This is a genomic window from Flavobacterium sp. CAN_S2, assembly GCF_015752255.1.
In the GTDB taxonomy this organism is placed as follows: domain Bacteria; phylum Bacteroidota; class Bacteroidia; order Flavobacteriales; family Flavobacteriaceae; genus Flavobacterium.
Window position 1 is genome coordinate 349,234 of the sequence record NZ_JADOVA010000004.1, and the last position, 19,875, is coordinate 369,108.

Annotated in this window: 14 protein-coding genes; 6 read left to right on the plus strand and 8 right to left on the minus strand. The window is 33.2% G+C overall.

From position 1 onward, the window contains the following. Positions 1-2: 2 nt before the first annotated feature. The 4 genes from kdpA to IWX80_RS13265 form a co-directional block, all read right to left on the minus strand. The gene (gene kdpA, locus IWX80_RS13250; RefSeq protein ID WP_196853845.1) at positions 3-1,724 is read right to left on the minus strand and encodes a potassium-transporting ATPase subunit KdpA; all 1,722 of its coding nucleotides are present in this window, start codon (positions 1,722-1,724) and stop codon (positions 3-5) included. Positions 1,725-1,743: 19 nt separating this feature from the next. Beyond that, on the minus strand, positions 1,744-1,821 hold the full coding sequence (gene kdpF, locus IWX80_RS17100; RefSeq protein WP_091169075.1) for a K(+)-transporting ATPase subunit F: 78 nt from the start codon (positions 1,819-1,821) through the stop codon (positions 1,744-1,746). A gap of 106 nt (positions 1,822-1,927) precedes the next feature. Then, positions 1,928-2,209: a DUF7674 family protein gene (locus IWX80_RS13260; protein WP_091168820.1), complete on the minus strand. Its 282-nt coding sequence runs from the start codon at positions 2,207-2,209 to the stop codon at positions 1,928-1,930. A 244-nt stretch (positions 2,210-2,453) separates the two neighbouring features. Further along, positions 2,454-3,797, minus strand: coding sequence for a sigma-54-dependent transcriptional regulator (locus IWX80_RS13265; RefSeq protein WP_196853944.1), 1,344 nt, complete (start codon positions 3,795-3,797; stop codon positions 2,454-2,456). Between the two features lie 1,089 nt (positions 3,798-4,886). On the opposite strand from IWX80_RS13265, the gene IWX80_RS13270 reads away from it, so the two are divergent. From IWX80_RS13270 to IWX80_RS13295, 6 genes are all read left to right on the plus strand, one after another. Continuing rightward, a complete protein-coding gene (locus IWX80_RS13270; RefSeq protein WP_196853846.1) occupies positions 4,887-5,489 on the plus strand; it encodes an RNA polymerase sigma-70 factor in 603 nt (200 codons plus the stop codon). 161 nt (positions 5,490-5,650) lie between these two features. Next, positions 5,651-6,763: a FecR family protein gene (locus IWX80_RS13275; RefSeq protein ID WP_196853847.1), complete on the plus strand. Its 1,113-nt coding sequence runs from the start codon at positions 5,651-5,653 to the stop codon at positions 6,761-6,763. 38 nt (positions 6,764-6,801) lie between these two features. Beyond that, on the plus strand, positions 6,802-10,152 hold the full coding sequence (locus IWX80_RS13280) for a SusC/RagA family TonB-linked outer membrane protein (protein ID WP_196853848.1): 3,351 nt from the start codon (positions 6,802-6,804) through the stop codon (positions 10,150-10,152). 4 nt (positions 10,153-10,156) lie between these two features. Then, complete coding sequence (locus tag IWX80_RS13285; protein ID WP_196853849.1) at positions 10,157-11,635, plus strand: RagB/SusD family nutrient uptake outer membrane protein; 1,479 nt, start codon at positions 10,157-10,159, stop codon at positions 11,633-11,635. Further along, a complete protein-coding gene (locus tag IWX80_RS13290) occupies positions 11,622-13,091 on the plus strand; it encodes a hypothetical protein (RefSeq protein ID WP_196853850.1) in 1,470 nt (489 codons plus the stop codon). The genes IWX80_RS13285 and IWX80_RS13290 overlap by 14 nt, the downstream gene beginning before the upstream one ends. A 21-nt stretch (positions 13,092-13,112) precedes the next feature. Beyond that, positions 13,113-14,261: a cytochrome-c peroxidase gene (locus tag IWX80_RS13295; RefSeq protein WP_196853851.1), complete on the plus strand. Its 1,149-nt coding sequence runs from the start codon at positions 13,113-13,115 to the stop codon at positions 14,259-14,261. Between the two features lie 569 nt (positions 14,262-14,830). Here IWX80_RS13295 and IWX80_RS13300 read toward each other — a convergent pair. The 4 genes from IWX80_RS13300 to IWX80_RS13315 all read right to left on the minus strand — a co-directional run bounded on the left by IWX80_RS13300 (position 14,831) and on the right by IWX80_RS13315 (position 19,807). Beyond that, positions 14,831-16,141, minus strand: coding sequence for a M28 family metallopeptidase (locus IWX80_RS13300; protein WP_196853852.1), 1,311 nt, complete (start codon positions 16,139-16,141; stop codon positions 14,831-14,833). Positions 16,142-16,621: 480 nt separating this feature from the next. Continuing rightward, on the minus strand, positions 16,622-17,257 hold the full coding sequence (locus IWX80_RS13305; RefSeq protein ID WP_196853853.1) for a hypothetical protein: 636 nt from the start codon (positions 17,255-17,257) through the stop codon (positions 16,622-16,624). 39 nt (positions 17,258-17,296) lie between these two features. After that, positions 17,297-18,439 (minus strand): DUF3800 domain-containing protein, encoded by a 1,143-nt coding sequence (locus IWX80_RS13310; protein ID WP_196853854.1) that lies wholly within the window; start codon positions 18,437-18,439, stop codon positions 17,297-17,299. Positions 18,440-18,601: 162 nt separating this feature from the next. Next, positions 18,602-19,807 carry a hypothetical protein gene (locus IWX80_RS13315; RefSeq protein WP_196853855.1) on the minus strand — a complete coding sequence of 402 codons (1,206 nt, stop codon included), beginning with the start codon at positions 19,805-19,807 and terminating at the stop codon, positions 18,602-18,604. Positions 19,808-19,875 lie beyond the last annotated feature (68 nt).

Consider the following 19,875-nt stretch of genomic DNA (forward strand, 5'->3'; position numbering starts at 1 on the left):
TATTATTTTAATGTAAAATATTCTGCCAATGGTCCTAAAGCCAATGCTGGGAAGAAAGATAAAGCTGCAATAATGGCGATTACGGCAAAAACCATAACTCCAAAAATAGTCGTATCTGTTTTTAAAGTGCCCGCACTTTCGGGAATGTATTTTTTATTGGCTAATAATCCAGCGATAGCCAAAGGTCCAATGATCGGAAGGAAACGACTCAATAACAAAACAATTCCTGTGGTGATATTCCAAAAAGGATTATTGTCGCCCAAACCTTCAAATCCAGAACCATTGTTGGCTGCACTCGAAGTATATTCATACAGCATTTCCGAAAATCCGTGGTGACCAGGATTGTTCAGCCAGCCAGTGGCATTACCGCTAAACCAGTATCCCATTACAGTATTATTTGCAGCAAAATAAGAAGCTAATGCCGTTCCTGACAATATCAATAAAGGGTGAAGAATGGCTATGAAAGCAGCAATTTTGACTTCTCGGGCTTCAATTTTCTTTCCTAAAAATTCTGGGGTTCGTCCCACCATTAATCCCGAAATGAAGACAGCTAGAATGATGAAAATATAGAAGTTCAAAAATCCTACTCCGCAACCACCATAAAAGGCGTTGACCATCATAGCCAACAATTGCATCGAACCAGAAACCGGCATCGCACTGTCATGCATACTATTGACCGAACCTGTAGAAATTACGGTGGTGGCAATACTCCAAAATCCAGAAATAGCAGGTCCAAAACGAACCTCTTTACCTTCCATGGCTCCGGTTGTTTGGGCAATTCCCATTTTTTCGATAGCTGGGTTTCCGTTGAGTTCACTGATAACGGTTGGTATTACTAAAAGTAAAAACCCAACAGTCGTAACTCCAAAAACGACATAAGACAATCTTTTTTTCTTTAGATAAAAACCTAAAGCGAAAATCATCGCAAAAGGAATAATTAATTGTGCCCATAATTCAACCGCATTGGTAAAATAAGTAGGATTCTCTAATGGATGTGCCGAATTGGCTCCAAAAAATCCACCGCCATTGGTTCCGATATGTTTAATACCGATAAATGCTGCTGCTGGTCCACGGGAAACTGCAACAGTGTCACCCTGTAAAGTGGTGATGCTGTCTTTTCCTTCAAAAGTCATTGGTGTTCCGCTAAATAACAAAGCGATAGCTACAATTGCAGAAAGCGGCAGTAAAATACGGGTACAGCTTTTGATAAAATAGTTGTAGAAGTTTCCCAATTTATCAGTTGTTCTTTCTTTCATTGCAGTAAAAACCATGGCTGCGGCTGCCATTCCGACACCTGCCGAAACAAATTGCAGGAACATCAATACCATCTGTGATAAATAAGAAACGCCTGTTTCACCAGAGTAATGCTGCAAATTGCAATTCACCACAAACGAAATAGCGGTATTAAATGCCAAATCAGGTGACATATTTGGATTGTTATCCGGATTCAAAGGCATTGAACCTTGAAACAACAAAACAAAAAAGCAAAGAAAGAACCAAACCATATTCACGCTTAACAATGCTTTTAAATGTTGTTTCCAGTTCATTTCTTCCGTGGAATTGATACCACTTATTTTGAAAATAAATTTCTCAATTGGATTGAAAATCGGGTCTAGTAGTGTTTTATCTCCCGTAAAAACTTTAGCTATATATTTTCCAACAGGAATAGCCAAAACTATCGAAACGATAAAAATACTAATGACACCAAATAATTCTGTATTCATAAAAAATTAGTTTATTGAGTTAAAATTTTTCGGGCTTGATTAATACATAAATCAAATAGCCAAAAACGGCAAGTGCAATAATAAATAGTACTGTCATGGTTTAGATTTTTTCAAAAAATTCGACTGCTTTAAAACAAATCGCAAATAACAAAACGGCTAGTGCGATTAAAAGAATAGTTACTATCATGGATTTAAAATTAGGGTTAAACTCCGCTTGCATTAATTTGCTTAATGTATTCTGCCTTCAACGATTTTGGAAACAGATTGGAAATGTTACAGTGACGTAATTCCATAAAAGAGGAAACTGAAAAAAGATAAACATTCGAAATAGCAATTTTTGTTTCGTTGCTTCCCGTTATCAATAATTGTTCAGCAAGTGCCAAGCATTTTTTTGCTCTGGAAATATTTCCCGTAATAATTGCAGTCTTGGTGATTTCAGCAAAGCGTTCTGCTTGTTTGTAAATTGTAGTGACTTGATTTTTCATATGTATTTAATATTTGTTTTTAAAGGAACATGGTATCGCCATTCTTCGGTTTTATTTTTAATTTGAATCAGGGCGATTTCATAAGAATAATTTTTTTGTTCTTCATCGCTTATGCCAAAATACATTCCAAAAAGTCATCATGACCATCAAAGGCTTATCAATTAAAACTTTGTGATTTATCTGTAAAAAAAAGCCATAAAAAAAGCCTATCAAAATGATAGGCTTTTCTCAAAATAATATGATTTTAATGAATGTTGTATTCGTCTAATTTCCGATAAAGTGTTGCAATTCCTATTTCTAATAAGCGTGCCGTTTCTGCTTTATTTCCTTTGGTATAATTCAATACCTTTTGAATGTGTAATTTCTCGACACTTTGCATCGAAAAAGCAGATAATTTTTTATCGGTTTTATCAGTTTGATGCTGTATTTCGTATGGTAATACGTCTTGTGTCAAAGTTTCTCCATCTACCAAAATAACGGAGCGTTCAATCACATTTTTAAGTTCTCTGATATTTCCTGGCCAATGATACGTTTCTAATTTATGAAGAAATTCCAGATCAACAGATAAAGATTGCTTGTTCGTTTTAACTGAAAATTGTTTGACAAAATAACGAGTCAATGGCGCAATATCTTTTATCCTTTCTCTCAAGGGAGGAATTTTAATTTCGAAAATATTCAACCTAAAATACAAATCCGAACGGAAACGGTGTTCTTCGCTTTCGGTTTTTAAATCGCGATTGGTTGCGGCAATCAGTCTGAAATTGGACTTTCTTGGGGTAGTATCACCAATCTGAATATACTCGCTAGTTTCCAAAACCCTTAGTAATTTGGCCTGTAATTCTATTGGCATTTCACCGATTTCATCCAAAAATAAGGTTCCGCCATTAGCTTCTTCAATAAATCCTTTTTTATCTTTTAAAGCACCGGTAAAAGCCCCTTGCTTGTGTCCGAATAATTCACTTTCGAGGATTTCCTTACTAAAAGTGCTACAATTCAATGCTACAAAGGACTTCCCTACCCGATTGCTATTTTCATGAATGGCTTGCGCAAAAACTTCCTTTCCTGTTCCGGTTTCACCCGTTAAAAGTATAGTGGAATCTGTTTTGGATACTCTTTTGGCCAAATCAATTACCTGTTCCAGTCCTTTCGACTTTCCAATAATAGAATCAAATGAATATTTATCGGAAATTCGTTTTTCTAATTGTTGGACTTTCTTTTGAAGTTGGACTTTTTCCAAAGCTTTGTAAAGCAGCGGAATAATTTTATCGTTATCGTCTCCTTTCACGATGTAGTCAAAAGCCCCATTTTTCATGGCTTGAACACCATCGGAAATTTTGCCATAAGCGGTTAATAATATGATCTCAACCAAAGGAAATCCTAGTTTAATTTTTTGTACAAAATCAACGCCGTTGCCATCTGGAAGTTTGACATCACACAGGACCACATCAATATCCTTAATTTCCATTTTTTTGAAACCCGATTTTAAATCCGATGCTTCAAAAACTTCAAATCCTTCTGATTTTATAATTCTGGCTAAAAGTCCGCGAAGTTTTTCTTCGTCGTCGATGATAAGGATGTTTTTCAAAATGGTAGAAATGAAATTTTAGAATACAAAAATACATTTTTGCTTAGTTAAAGTACCTATTTCCTTTATAAATATCAAATAAAAAACCGTTTATAAAACTAGCAATATTTTAAGATGACTAACGCTAAAAATTAAGCAATAGTCATTTACTAACTCCCCACATAATGACTTTCTGTAAATGCATAGATAACAAATTCTGAAGCCTTTGACTAGAAAATTTAATGATTTCCTCTTCGCTAGAAATCTAAAAGTTAACCTTATTGAATTTTATAAATTTGAATATAAAATACTAACTGCGAATAACGTTCAAGATTTAAAAAAGTATTTTTACTAGTAATATATGCTTCTTAACTCATTCTATGCTTTATATATGAAACCATTATAAATATGCTGAGGTTAAGAATAAACTTATTTTTTTCAATGGCTTTATCAAACAAATTGGAGCAAACTCAGATCTTTCAGATCTTTTAAAAATGGTTCAAATAGGGTCAATATTTCAATTTAGATAATAAAAAGTAAGATTTTCGACTTATAATAATTCAAAATTCAATTATTTAAAGATCATCATTAGCATGCACAATTTTATAATAATCCTCTCGAAATTCATTACATTTTTTTATCGTACAATCTTGCCACTGATAAAAACCCATCAAGGTTTTTATGCTTTTTTCCATCTTTTAATACCTTTCCTAAGTCCAGTCATCACTACAATTGAGTCAAAAATATCGTTTAATTTTTCAGTTATATACGCCCTATTTTCTTCCCAAATTGAATGATCTTCTCGAAATACTAAATTTTGGGTTCATATTTTTGTATTCCACGTCTGCTCTCCACCACCATAGCTGTTATTTTAGCTTTTTTGACTTTAAATTATATTGCTATTAATTAGTCCGTTCTAATTTTAGGTGAGGAACTTTATCTTTACTTTTTAAACATCAGATATAAACCTCAAATGGTTACTGTTTTCATCTATGCAAGATTTAATGGTTCGAAACTTATAAATCAATTACTGTATTACACGATGAACAGTTACAATTAGTTCATTTATTTTTTTAATTTAGCTTTTTCCAAAACAGCGAGTCATTTTATTTAATGAAAGAAATAAATCATAATGAATTAAGCCACTTCAATGCCTTTAAGGAAGGGAATGATGTTGCTTTCAATTTTTATTTCAACAAGTACTATAATCGTGTTTTAGGTTTTAGTATCCAATTTTTATACGATAAGGACGAAGCTAAAAATGTAACCCAAGAAGCTTTTTTGAAATTATGGATTAATAAAGATAAAATCCAGACTGAAACTGGTATTCAACCTTTTTTGTTCACGTATGCAAAATCAATATGCTTAAACCTTGTAAGGCATAATAAAGTAAAAGACAAATTTAAAAATGACTTATTAAATCAAAAAGAGAGACAATTAGACACTCAAATTTTGAATTCAATGCATTTTGATTCTTTAGAATTAACCGAATTAGAAGTGTTAATTAATAAAGTAATCGCTGATCTTCCTGAAAAGACAAAACAAGTGTACCTGAAAAAACGTTTTGAGAATAAAAAAAATGAAGAAATTGCCATTGAAATGGGTGTAACGCAAAAAGCAGTTGAAGCCCACATGACAAAGGCTTTGAAGATTCTCAAAGAACAATTGTCAGACTATTTACCTTCCATACTTATTATCACTTTACTAAATAGTTAAAAAATAATTAAATTTTAACATAGGGTATTTCAATTATTAAGTGTACTTACTTAGACGATTGGAGTATTGCTTGCAATTTTTTTTAATTCTTTTCTCCACAATAATAGTTTTCGAAGTTTCTAAAAGTTAATTATAGTAGTATTTGATTAAATAAAAAAAATATGATTTCTGAATTGATTTATAAATATTTAGATAATGAAGCCTCTGAAGAAGAGGTTCTTGTTGTCTTTAAATGGATTGAAAGTTCTGAAGAGAATAAAAAACAATTTATAGCTTTAAAAAAAGCATGGGCTTTCACTGAAAATTCAAGCGACTCTCCGGCAATGGCGCTTCAGGAATTTTACAAGAAAAAACAAAAGAAAAGTAGGGGTAAATGGTATAAATTGTTACGTTATGCAGCTATTATTCTTGTATTTATCGGTTTGGGAAAAACAGCTACACAGTTGTTTGTGCCAAATTCAAATCCTTCCAAAGAAATCGTTCTGGAGTTAAGCAATGGCACTATAGAATATATTTCGAAGGATCAAACGAAAAACGTTATCGATGAGAAAGGCAATGCAATAGCGAAACAAAGTCAGGATTCCATCGTTTATTACGGTCATGCAACCAATAATGAATTGGTTTACAATACACTTAAGGTACCTTATGGCAAAACATTCAAAGTAACTCTTTCAGATGGTACTTTGATTCATTTGAATGCGGGAAGTACACTGAAATATCCGCAACAATTTGGATTAAATACCTCTAGAAAAGTGTATTTGACCGGAGAAGCTTTTTTTGATGTTACCAAAGATAAATTGCATCCATTTATAGTGGAGTCTAATCAGGTAAGTGTCGAAGTTCTTGGCACAAAGTTTAACCTTTCGGCATATCCGGATGAAAAACAAATTCAAACTGTTTTAGTAGAAGGTAGCGTGAGATTGTCCGAAAATGCTAATCCTAAAAACAATACCATCTTATCACCAAACCATGCAGCAACTTGGACTAATTCCTCCAAAAAATTTGCAACTGAAACAGTAGATGTCGATTTATTTACTGCCTGGGTTCAAGGCGAACTTATTTTCAAGGATGCTTCTTTTGGATCCATTTGCAAAAGAATGGAACGCGCCTTCGATGTCACGATTGTAAACTCAAATAGCAATTTAGTCGCACAAAAATTCTCAGGAACAATTAAAATTAAAGAGTCTAAGGTGGAAGATATCCTGGACTTATTAAAGCTGGATACACCTTTTAAATATTCCAAAAAAGATGGCATTATAAAAATTACAAATTAATAAACAACTAACACTAACCAACCAAAAACCAAAATTAAATGACGTTTACAGAACACCCCTATTGGCAAAAACTCTTACTGACTTTTGGGATATTCTTTTTGAGTATCAATACTTTTTCCCAGTCAAAAGATAAAACGATTACTTTAAGTTTTAGAGAACAACCACTAAGTCAAGTATTAAAATCTATAGAACAACAAACCAATTTCCGAATTATTTACAATGCTAATAAAATTGACGTAAATCAAAAAGTTACTGTATCTCTTAAAAACAGTACACTGGAAAATGCGTTGACGAAACTCTTAAAAGACAGGAAAATATCGTTTTTTATACAAAAAGAACAAATATTATTACTGGAGATTTCAGACAAAACGGTTTCACAGGAAAAAGAACGATTCATAAAAGGCGTAGTCATAGACAGCAAAGACAAACTTCCTATTCCTGGAGCCACTATTTTGATAAAAGGAACTTCAAATGGAGCTATTAGTGACAGCAACGGTAAATTTGTTTATTTATTGAAAGGAAATGATATTCAAAATACGTTTTTAGAAGTGTCGTTTTTAGGAATGAAAGCGCAGTCCGTTCGTGTAGGAAACTCATTTGATTTTGTTTTTAATATGGAGCAAGTCACAGATGAGTTAGAGCAAGTTGTGATTACTTCCTCTTACGGAACTAAAAAATTAAAAGAGGAAATCGTAGGAAGCATTTCTACTTTAAATGCTAAAGATATTGCCGTGGAGCAAGCCTCTGAAAGCATCGATAAAATTGTGGGCGGTCAAATTGCAGGGGTATTGATTGAAAATACTTCCGGGATTGGAGGTCCTGTTAAAATTAATATCCGTGGACAAGGAAGTCTAAGTTCGTTGACTAATTCTAATTTAGGAACTTCTACTCAACCTTTAATCATTGTTGATGGAGTAATAATGAGTGAAGAAGTAGGGATTGATAGTCAGTTTTTTGATGCTAACGGTACTTTTTCTGAAAACTTGTCGAATCCTCTTGCCCAAATTTCACCAGAGAATATTGAAAGTTTTACGGTACTGAAAGATGCTGCTGCAGTAAGTATTTATGGTGCTGATGGTGCAAATGGTGTCATTCTTATCACAACCAAAAAAGGAAAAAAAGGAAAAACAAAATTCGGATTTTCTAATCAAATGGGAATTTCCTCAGCTATTAATCCTATTAAATATTTAAGTGGTTCCCAATACAATGATTTGAGGAATGAATACTTAAAAAACAGTCAAACAAATTACACACCGGTTCCCTATAACGGCATAAATACGGATTGGTTTGATTTGCTGAATGTTGCAGGAATTTATAACAAATATAATTTTAATGTTTCAGGAGCTAACTCTAAGTTTTCGTATCGCAGCAGTTTGAGTTATCTTGCAATAGACGAGCCTCAAAAAGGCAATAAAACAAAACAACTTAACGCTGGAATAAATCTGGGTTACCGCTTGGATAAATTTGATTTTGGCCTGTCATTGAACCCTAGTTTTATTCAGAAGGATGCACCAAATATTTATTACAGTTATGCTTTTGTTCCTACTATCTCGCCCTATAATGCGGATGGAACGTTTGCAACTGTGGGGGTTTTAGGTTTAGGAAATCCATTGGCAGCCATCGAACAAAATAAAAATATTACCGATAGTTACGGTCTTTTAGGAAGTTTGAATGCCTCTTATGAATTCAGCGACTTTTTAAGTTTCTCTACGCTTTTCGGAATAGATTACAAAGACAAAACGCAAGACAGGTACTTTTCCGGTGCCAATGAAAGCGGACAATACAACGGTTCATTTACCTTAGGAGGAATGCAATACCCAAACTGGGGAAGACGCCTTTTGAACGAAAGAAACTCTACTAAATGGAACTGGCAAGGACAAGCTTTATTCAATAAAACATTAAATTTAAACCATAACATTGATGGGATTTTGGGTTTCGAATTGTCCAATGACAAAGCTAATTTCAGTTATTCCTCCGGTAGAGGTTTTGTCAATCCAAATGGGATAAATAATGTTCAATATGCAATTCGAGATGATGATCCGTTGACAACCGTTGATGAAACATTAGCTAATCAGACGTTTGGCGATGATATCAGTTATAGTTCAAGAGTCTCTTTCTTTTCACAGTTTAACTATAATTACAAAAAGAGATATTACTTTTTAGGGAATTTCAGGAGAGATGAAAGTTCCGTTTTTGGTGATGATACCAATGTTGCTTTAAATGGTGGAGCGGGATTGAGCTGGATTGTCAGTAATGAAGATTTTATGAAATCGAGCACAGGTATTGATTTATTAAAATTTAAAATCAGTTATGGAACAACCGGGAATTCAAGAATAGGATCGTATCGTTCAAAAGGGCTTTACATTTTGAGCCAAAATGGGTATAATGGTGCTGAAGGTTCCTTTCCAAGTGAAGCGCCAAACGGGCAACTGAGTTGGGAGAAAAATACAAAGTTTAACGCAGGTGTCGATTTTAATTTCTTAGGAAGAGTAGAATTGTCCTTGGAATATTTTTATGATGATTTGAAAGATTTGATAACCAGCAGAGACATCCCAACCGAGACTGGTTATAGTTCCATTCAATTAAATGCAGCCAGTATGTACAATAAAGGAGTGGAATTTTCAACTCGTATTAAATGGTTGCAGAGCGATAGTTTTAAATGGACAACATCCTTTAATATTTCTACCGTTGAAAATAAAGTAACGCAACTTGTAGGTTTAGGAAGTGAATTTTCTACTTCAGAAGTTGCTCTTGCTCAAAAAGTAGGATACAGCACCTCAACAATTTGGGGAATAAAATGGGCCGGTGTTGATCCTGCAACCGGTAGAGATTTGGTAGAGAAAGACGGGCAAATATATGATGCGGCTACTTATACAAGCTTATTTACTGCGGCTGATTGGGTGCCTATTGGAAATAACCAACCTAAAGCTTACGGTGGTTTTAATAATAATTTCACCATCAATAATGCGATTGTTTTATCCATAAGAGGAGCTTTTCAATTGGGGGGAGATTATTTAGTGGATAACAGTCTGATCTCAAAATATAACATTACCTCTAATAGAAACCTTTCGGTAAATGCGTATGATTATTGGAGAAATCAAGGAGATATAGTTTCACAGCCTTTGGTAATCAGCAATACAACGCTGATTCCAAATTTGAGCAAATTTTTATATGACGCTACTTATTTAAAAATCAGCAATATTAATTTAAGCTATAATGTTCCTATCAAAAAGACTTTTTTAGACGCATTATCTGTTTTTGTTGATGTTTCGAATGTGGTGTATTGGTACAAAGATAAAAGTCCGTCTGGAAGGAACGGAATACGTGAATTTAACTTTACCTATCCACAAGCACGAACAATTTCTTTAGGGTTTAATACTAAATTTTAACACGATGAACTACTATAAAACAACATATAAGTATCAATTAGTAATGGTTTTATTTGTTCTTTTTGCATTGCAGAGTTGCAGTGATTTTTTAGAACAAGAACCCGGTTCTCAAACCTCGATTACCGAACAGTTATCCACAAAAAAAGGGATGTTAAACGCTTTGAATGGTACTTATGGATCGCTTGAAGCAAATGTAAGAGGCGAACGATTTGCGGTTTATGCTGATTTACAAGGTGGAAATCTCAAGTTTACACCTACAATAACTGGTAACAGCAGAGGCCTGATTACTATACCAATAAATCTTGAAAATGTGTATTCGTTCCAAGACCAGGCGCTTGATAGTGATTTCACTACTTTTTATGACGAAAGTTATGATGTAATAAATCAAACCAATTTAATCTTAGAATATGTTGATGCTTTACCAGACGCAACTGATGTTGAAAAAAAACAAATCAAGGCCGAAGCTTTAGTAATAAGAGCCTATTCTCATTATTTGTTAAGTTTAATTTACAGTCAGGCTGTAGGAAACACTTCTCCAGATACACAATTGGGAATTGTCTACAATAAAACAAGTTTATCGGGTGGCATTACATATCCCAAAAGAGAAACTTTGACAACCACTTATTCTCTAATTATTGAGGATATCAACGCGGCTTTGGATAATTTTTCGGATAAATCGCTGTTAGCAGGACCATCATATTCCTTTTTCAACAGTACAAATGCGAAAGCATTATTGGCACGAGTATATCTATCTAAAAACGATTGGCAGAATGCTTTTGCAACTGCAAACGATGTTATTTTGAATTCGGGATTTTCATTAACGCCAACTGAAAATTATATCTCACAATGGGAACAAACTAATGTTCCAATTGCTGAAAATTTGTTGGAGTTTTCTATTCCCAGAGATAGCGGTGGCGAAGTTGGAGGTTCTTTATCCAGTTATTTTGGGTATTTTTCCAATACAAATTACAATAAATACGTGGCTTCCCAAGATTTATTAGGACTTTATGAATCTACTGATATTAGAAAGCAATTGTTTTTAGAAAAAGCACTTCCTACGTTGATCAATGGAGTATTTGTAAATGTCAATTATTCTTTTACCAAAAAGTTGCAAGACAATCCCGGATATTCCGCCTTTAGATTAAGCGAGCTCTATTTAATTCGTGCTGAAGCAGCCTTTGAACTTGGAAATTTAGAAACTGCCAAAAACGATATCAATACTATTAGAGCTAGAGCAAAAGCAACTCTGTTAACCACAACTGATAATTTAGAACAAGCCCTGTTATTGGAACGAAGAAAAGAACTTTGCTTTGAAGGACATTTATTTTTTGATTTGGCCAGAAGAAATAAGTCCGTATCAAGAAACGACGGATGTTTGTCGCTAAACTGTAGTTTGGATTATCCGTCTCCAAAATTTGTATTGCCAATTCCAAGAAAGAATATTAATCTTAATTCAAACTTACAGCAAAATGAATCCTATTAAAATTATATCGATAGCCGTTTTGATCCTAAGCCTGTTTACCGCTTGCTCAAAGGATGATTATCAATTAAGTTCAAATGCTGTAGATCCATTTGTACGGTTCAATGTATTGGTGAGCAGCAACAACGTACCACTACAATATCCTGCGGTGAACAGCGCATTAGTTCCTGTGAGCAGTTACAAGAACACATCCGTGAAAACATTGAAAATTCCAGTAACATTAACGTCGCCTACATTGAAAAAACCTGTTTTTGTGACCTATAGCATAACAGGAACAGGAGATAGTGATAGTTTTAGTGTTAAACCATTGGACCAAATCTCATTTATGGGTAATCAACTTACGGATACTATATATTTGTCTTTTGACAAAAGATGGAGCACGAAGCAAAAGATTACTTTAAAACTTGAAGAAAGCTCAGATCCCGCTATTACTATTGGAAATCTGAATACTGTAGCTCCTAATAATAGTTTCGAAGTAAATCTTGATGAGGTAAAAACAAACTACACTTTTCCGATAAACAGGTTTGAAATAAAAGGAGAAGTAGGTGAAGAAATTGTTTTTAAAGTTGATTTTCCAAATGGTTTTATACCTTCGGAAATTAATGATAATACAATGTTTGAGTTTTTAAATGGATTTAATTATACATTAACGCACGATGATTTTGGTACCAATAGAAACAGCGTAACCTATCGTTTGAAACTTTTGGAAAATATAAAAAATGATGATGTTTTTTATCAAACTAATATTGCATTAGTCAATTCAGATACATACACGACAACTGGAAATACGGTACTTCAAATCGTGAAACCGATTAAATCAATTCGAGATACGGCGACAAATACAGCAGCAAATTTCTATGATTTATCCAATCCTTTTTACCTGACTTATGGAGAGAATTGGTTTGATAGAAGTGGCGTGTGTGCGTGGCAGACTTTTAATGCATTTACATTTCCTGTGGTTGTTCCTGCGGGTTCAGAAAACGCCATTTTATACAGTGATAAAGGAACTCCAAGCACAACAGATGATGTTTATCACCATGCTTTCAAAATTGGGTTTAATGTTACTACGGGGACTAATACAACAAATTCTTTCGGTTTGAAACGATGGTTCTCTAATGAAAGTATTTCGGCTGCAAATTCTCCTGGATTTAATATTACTTCGGCGCTTGAATTTTTCCCTGAAAACGGAAATAGTAAAACAAAAGGTGCTGTTCTAGTAATTCCGCAATACATTACCATTGCAGGAACAAACGCTAAAAGTTACAGCATAGGTATTTCCGGTAGCGGAACATATAGAGAAATTAGTGCTGGTTTATTTGAAATTTCATTCGAATTAAAAGCAACAAATTCGGCTCTTTTTGGCGGAACTGTTTCCTCACAATACAGAATTTTTAATAACAGAGTGTATCCAAAACCGGCTCCGATAACCGAGAGCTGTCTCAAAGAAATTAGTTTATAAAATCCGTAATACTAGTCACAAATGAAAATAAAACATATCATACTGCCAATCGCCTTGCTGATTTTTTTATCGGCTTACAAAACAGACGATGAAAACGAATATATTGACATACAGCATTTAAGGAAACTGTATTCCAGTGGAAATCCGGCGTCATGGCCAAAACCCACTTTGGACAAGAACGTTGACAAAACCACTTTTCAAGATATTGGACCACTTCCTGAAATGACTTATCCAGAGTACAATAAATACTCAAAAGAAAAAGCGTTTTTAGGGAAAACATTATTTTTTGATCCCAGATTATCGGTAAGCGGACAAATAGCATGTGCTTCCTGCCACAACCCGGAATTGGGTTGGACCGATAATCTGACGCGCTCTTTTGGTCACAATAGACAAAACGGAAAACGAAACTCCATGACCATTTTGAATTCAGGTTATGCCAAAACATTATTTTGGGATGGGCGTGCTTCCAGCTTAGAAGATCAAGCGCAATTTCCTATTGCAGATCCTTTGGAAATGAATGAAAAGTTGACCATTGCTGTAGATAAAATTGTTGCTGTAAAAGGTTATGGCAAATTATTTACAGAAGCTTTTGGTGACGAAAAAGTTACTTTACAAAGAATTCAATATGCGATTGCTACTTTTGAACGCACTATAAAAAGCCCCAAAAGTAAATTTGACAATTTTGTCAGCGGAAAATCGGAGGCGTTTACGGATCAGCAAGTAACGGGATTACATTTATTCAGAACTAAAGCGCAATGCATTAACTGTCACAATACGCCGTATTTTAGCGACAATCAATTCCATAATGACGGACAATCATTGTTTGGGACCAAGGATGAAGATTTTGGTCGATACAATGTTACAGGAGACAAAAAAGATCTTGGAAAATTTAGAACGCCAACTTTAAGAGAGGTCGCCAATACAAGACCTTGGATGCATCACGGACATTTTCCTAGTTTATTGGATGTGGTTGAATTTTATAATTTAGGAAATCCTGCTGCTATTCAAAAAAAATATCTAGGAACTGCGCGCGATTCTTTGATTCCTGTAACTTCTCCAATTCTTAAAAAATTAGATTTAAACAGAGCCGAAATCAATGCACTTTTAGCTTTTATTGAAACACTAAGCACACCAAACGGGCGCATTGCAACACCAAAAATGCCCGAGTAAGAGTTTATAAAAGCATATTTCAAAAATCATCTTAGCGCTAACAATTTAATAATAATCTTCAATAAATATGTTAAACTGCTCAAGATTCCGGGTTACGAAGAAACCCATCAATATTTTGATGGGTCTTCTCATTTCTAATATCTTTATTAAGTTAGAAATACTAAATTTAACCCATATCAGCTTACGAATAAATTAATGTTGTCATTGATTTTATAAAATGGATGACAGCATATTCATAAGCTTAAAAACTTTTAAAAAAAGGTTAGACAATTGTCACGACAGGGTCACAAAAAAAAGAAACAGCCTGCAAAATATTAATTTTGCAGGCTGTTTTTGATTCGACAAATTGTCAATAGTTTTTATTGATTAATATCCTTTAGTACTTGCCTAGGCTACCGGTTCTAATGCTCTAATACATTTTAATTTTAAAAGCACATGTGTATTTTCATATCAGCGATATAAAAGAAATTTCTCAACTTAGATTTCAATTTTTAGTATCTCGCAATTCTCTTTTTCTTACTACAAACAAACAAACACTCCAATTATCAATAAATGTCCGAAGAAACAATCTAATTTCTACTCAAAGCACTGCTATCCACTCTTGAAGGTGTATCTTTTCCGTTAATGATACTAGAAGAACTGATGGCAATCGCTTTGATAATTTCGGTCATATTCACCATATCTAGAGTTTCTATTTCATCACTTACTTTGTGGTAATTCGGTTCGCTATCCATTTTAGACGTAGAAATCGTATGCGCAGGAACACCCAGTTTTGCAAGAGTTGCATTATCGGAACGATAGAATAATTGTTGTTCCGGATAAGGATCTGGGTAAAATTTAAATGCTGATCCTTCTAAATTTTTCTGAAGAATTGCTCCCATACTAGATTTTTCAAAACCAGTAATATAAGCCGAATTTTTACCCCATTTTGATTCGGTTCCAATCATTTCTAGGTTAAACATCGCCATAACATGATCCGGGTTTAATTGTTTCGAAAAATATTGGGAACCATACCCGCCTATTTCTTCGGCTACAAATGTGGTAAACAATATCGTACGCTCATTATTATTCAGTTTCTTGAAATACTTGGCCAGCATGATTACGGCTGTAGTTCCGGCTGCATCATCATTGGCACCATTATAAATAGAATCCGTTGCATCATGTTGCTCTCCTTCAGCAGGCGAACCAATACCCAGATGGTCATAATGCCCTGAAAACACTACGTATTCATTGGGTTTGCTTTTACCTTTCAATACCCCTACCACATTATTCAGTGCCTTTTTTGTAACAGTATTCGTTCCTTCTATTGAAAACTGAGTCGCGTCAGTAGCACCAAAAACAAAAATTACCGTATTTCCCTCAGGATTAGCGCTCATTTGCGAAATGTGTTTCACATTTGGAATTCGGGCTTTAAATGAAGCATCCACAAGCACCAAAAGATTTTTTCCGCTTTGGTAATATTCGTAAAACTTCGGGCCAAATTTATCTCCGGCATTTATTTTCACAACCTGAACATCACTTTTCTCAGTCATGGCAATTTGCGGTTGGTAGGAAAAAGAAACCACATCTGCTTTATCTATCGCTTTACCATCAATAAGAACCTTTAAGGAAACATTTTTAGACTCCGTCATGAAAAACTCCTGCTTAAAATCTTTCGCACCGTTAAATGTTTGCAAACCTATTTTCTTAAATTCAGATTCAATAAAAGAGGAAGCCTTATCGATACCCGGAGTAAACGCTCTTCGGCCTTGCATATCATCTGCCGAAAGTACTTTCTCTATTTTGGTAACGTGTTTTATTTTGATAATTTTATTGATGGACTGCGCCTGCATCATGCAAGCCGAGCAAAGTACAACAGCACTTAAAACAATTTTTTTCATAAAGTATAGCGTTTAATAAAAATAGATTCTACAGTAAGAGTGCAGTATTGAAAATGTGTTACAGTAAAACTACTAAAAATAGTAGCATTTAAGCGTAAAGCCTGTTTCTAAAATAAAAAGGTTTTAGAACCTGTTTACAATTAGGAGCAGAACGATTGCAGTTTTCAAGAACGAAACCTCCTGCTGTCCGCTGTATCTCTGCACTGCGTTACGAGGATGCCGCTTCCATCAGGGCTAGGAATCACTAACTTTTTTCATAATAAAAAAAAGAAAAAATTAAGTAAGTTAATATATATTAGATTCGATAGTGTGAAACCTATTTTTTCTGGCATAATTCTGTGAGAAGTCGGGAGACTTCGTACCCACAACTATAGTCCATTAAAAATTTTTTCTGATTATGTTTGTTGCCTATTATAACGGCTAAGAAGTCAGGAGACTTCGCAGAGGTCTTTAAGCAAAATCACTGTTACCAGCCGTTTTTTATTTTATGTTGAACAAATCTGTAATTGTATTTGGTGCGAGATGTTTGGCACTTTCTATTAACTCTGAATAAATTGAATCCAAGATTGTTTTTTCAACTCCATAAGAAATACCTAAATCTATAATTTTACCAGTGAGTAGCTGATTCCATTTCTTTTTTCCTAAATAAAATGAAGATTTCAAATCATCAATTTCATCAAAAATTATTTCTTGTCCAGCCTCTAATTTTCTAAGTTTAAATATAACATCATTTATTTTACTTAAAATTTCAGACTGCTCATGGGGTGAAAATATATCTTCTGCAGTAACTGTTGGAACATAATATTCGTTTAGGTTTTCAATAGTTTGGTCAACTGTAAAAATAGCATTATTGTATAAACTTGCTGTCCCACAATTTTGGGTTTGACATCCTTTTTCATGTTCAATTTTTGAGTCAAAAAGTTCTTTTCTCAATATGTTTAAAAAGATTATCTTATATCTGTCGAGTATAAATCCATCAAGTTTGGCAAATAACGTATTTTTTGAAACCACTAAGTTTTGAGAACCATGAAATAATTTTGTTTTAAACTTTTTTGCTTCTGTTTCTACGAATTCCATATGTTCTTTTTTAATGTTGAGTTCTAAAATGGCAGGCAATGTTGCGCTAATACAGCGGGGCTATCATACCAAGTTTTTTCATTTATCAATTAATTTTCTTAACTCCTGAAAAATTTCTTTATCTAAAATATCTAATTCATTTCCAGTTGCTAGTTTTATAGCTTCTCTTGCTTCCGTTATTCTATTAAGCATTGGTAAAACAATTCTTTTTCCAAGATTAATAAAACTATCTAAATCTTTTGAGCTTGAAGGTATTTTGTAACCATCTCTTCCAGAAGCAATAATAATTCCATTGTCCCTTAGATTCCCTACAACTTTACTTCTAAAATATTCTTGTTTCAAAATTTCGTGTCTACTTTGATTAAGGTGACTGAAAATTTCCTTTGTTGAGATATATCTATTCTTAATGTTAGCTCTTTGAAAAAGTAGAAGCAATTTTAAAAAGTTTATTTGGTCAACTTTTTGTTGGTCAGTTCCTTTTTCAGTAGCTAAGAAAGTTTTTATTCTTTGATGACAAACTGAAGCAATATTTGGATCGAAATTTTCGTCTAAATTTGTTTCTTCCAGTTCTTTAAATGAATAATCATTTGGGAAGAAATTTAAACTTGCAATTTTTGGCCGAAGCAATTCTTGAAAATCTGAACTATGCTCTGATTTTTTGTTTTCATCAAAAATATAGCCTAAAGTTCCAGCAACAAAATCAGCAATCTGGATAAAATAACTTTGTTTACTATTTTGAATATTGAATTCTGAACCCGAAAATAAATTCATTTCATGATTTTTCTCAACATACTTCTTAAATTCTCTCATGAAATCATTTCCACCATGTTCATCAACATGAAGTTCGAGTTTTGGAAATGTTCTATAAAGTTCCTTATAAACTAAATTATTAAGATATTTATAAAATGATTTTTTTATTGCAAATCCTTTTCCATTCAGTTTGGTTTTGTCTACTATTACTGCGTAAATTGTTATATCTAGTTTAGCAATGTCAGCTAAAACTCTTTTTCTCCTTGAATAATTTTGGGCAACACCACTTGATTTCATTTCGCCAGTTTGAAAACCATGTTGTTTTCTAATCAAATCAATATCATTTCGAAGTTTTTCTAAATTCTCATTTTTGCAAATTATTGTTGCAACGATAAAATGTGTCCCCTGACTTTCAAAATCAAAAGAATTATTCCCAAATTCGTCTGCAAATGCAGTAATATTTTGTTGCATTTTATTTTATTTTTTAAATAGAGGTATAACGTTATGCCACTTTGAGATGGCTGAAAATTCGTAACCTTTCAGTTTTTGGCTTAACGAAAACTTGATGCGAAACGGCAATTCCACTAAACTTCAGCTAGCTCAAAATGGCAGTTAGCAGTAGCCTTTATTCCACTATTTGTCATAGTGAAAAGCAATTATTTCTAAAAACACATTTTTATTTTCATCTTGTGGAAGTCTAAAAATATAGCTGAATGAAGACTCTCCTCTTGTTCCATTTTCTTTAATAAAATATGGATGAGTTTTTACTTCGGTTTTAATTGTATTTAAAACATTACTAAAGTCTTTGTTAGTAACAAACAATATTAATGAAACTTTTGAGTCACGCCAAGTTAAATATCTATCGAACAATTGAGAGATTGCTTTTAAAAATTCAACATTGCCGTGCCAAACTTTACATTCCGCCACAAATAAGTTACTATTATCATTTGCATATTTAAGTATTATATCTGTTTTTCCTCCACGATTAAATGTTTCTCCAGTTGCAGTTGTACCATCATATCGAGTTTCTAAAAACAATAGTATTTGGTCTCTTAAAGATTCTTCATCTTTATTTTGATATGTTGAAGGCTTTTTCTCCATACTTTTCCCTAAATCATAAATTACTTTAAGAATGTCGTCATACATTAATGTTGACATAATTGGCTCGCTAGAAAATTCAGATTTTTTTGAAACTTTAGGTTGTGGAATAATTTTTTTAATAATTGTTGGAGCAGTGAAAACGGATGTTGTGTCTTTATTTACGTTAACATTTATAGCGATGAAAAAACTATTTTCTTCCTTGTATTTATTCTTTTCATAAAAAAAGAGTGATTTTACATTTTGTTCATAAGAATTCGAAATTTCTTGTAAATTATTATTCACTCTGTCTAAATTGTTAAATGCTTGATCATATACTTCTGATTTTCTTTTTTTAAATTCTTCTACATCTTGTTTGTAGATGGAAAATGAAAATGAAACATATTGATTTCTTACTGAAATTTCATAAGAACTATAGGTTCTTGGATTTGGTACAACGTGAAATAATTCGCTACTGCCAGTAAATTGATATGTTACCGTGAAATTAAAAACTTCTGCATTGTAAGTTTCACCCCAATGATTTGTTAATCTCTCTGTAGCTTTTTTTGGTTCCGAAACAGATTCAGTATTGAATAGAATATTTAATGGTTCAAGTCTATATTTTTCAACTAAATACTCTATAAATTCATTTTCATCAATTTGAAGTATATAATTTTTGCCTTTAGTCAATATATCTTCTTTGATTTTGTTGATTTGTTTTTGTGGAAAATCAAGCCAAGAAATTTCTGAAAATGATTTCATTTATTCTAAATGTTTTTTATTTGTTAATCCACTTCTCCACTAAGGTTACTGCTAACTAGTATATAGGT